This window comes from Brevibacillus porteri (assembly GCF_003013475.1).
GTDB lineage: Bacteria > Bacillota > Bacilli > Brevibacillales > Brevibacillaceae > Brevibacillus > Brevibacillus porteri.
Map to the genome: position 1 here is coordinate 1 of NZ_PXZO01000084.1, position 823 is coordinate 823.

Annotated in this window: 1 tRNA gene and 2 rRNA genes; all 3 read left to right on the top strand. The window is 51.3% G+C overall.

Going from position 1 to position 823, the window contains the following annotated elements:
* Positions 1–358: ribosomal RNA gene (locus tag C7R92_RS31650) — 16S ribosomal RNA — on the top strand; the annotation flags it as partial.
* A 71-nt stretch (positions 359–429) separates the two neighbouring features.
* Positions 430–505 (top strand) — tRNA-Ala (locus tag C7R92_RS31655).
* Between the two features lie 155 nt (positions 506–660).
* Positions 661–823, top strand: a 23S ribosomal RNA gene (locus C7R92_RS31660); the annotation flags it as partial.

The following is an 823-nucleotide window of genomic DNA, read 5'->3' on the forward strand; positions in this document are numbered from 1 at the left end:
GGGATGACGTCAAATCATCATGCCCCTTATGACCTGGGCTGCACACGTGCTACAATGGTTGGTAGAACGGGATGCTATCTCGCGAGATGACGACAATCTCTTAAAACCAATCGCAGTTCGGATTGTAGGCTGCAACTCGCCTACATGAAGTCGGAATCGCTAGTAATCGCGGATCAGCATGCCGCGGTGAATACGTTCCCGGGCCTTGTACACACCGCCCGTCACACCACGGGAGTTTGCAACACCCGAAGTCGGTGAGGTAACCGCAAGGAGCCAGCCGCCGAAGGTGGGGTAGATGACTGGGGTGAAGTCGTAACAAGGTATCCGTACCGGAAGGTGCGGATGGATCACCTCCTTTCTATGGAGTACCAATCACAGATTATTTTCTTTCCGGTTTTGAGGGAGTATAACCCTCGCTTATATAGTGATGGGGCTGTAGCTCAGTTGGGAGAGCGCCTGCCTTGCAAGCAGGAGGTCATCGGTTCGATCCCGTTCAGCTCCACCAAAAGAATAAATATGCTCCTTGAAAACTGGATACTGCATGAAATTGCTAAGATATTAACTGTAAGTACTTTTAGTAATTACGGAAATGCAAGGATGGCCTGCTAAGTTCGTCTCATCCATGAGACAACGCATGCACTAGCACATCCTGTGCGTCGTGGTTAAGTTACTAAGGGCACACGGTGGATGCCTTGGCGCTAGGAGCCGAAGAAGGACGCAGCGAACTGCGATAAGCCTCGGGGAGCGGTAAGCACGCTTTGATCCGGGGATCTCCGAATGGGGTAACCCACCATCTGTAATGGGATGGTATCCTTCACTGAAT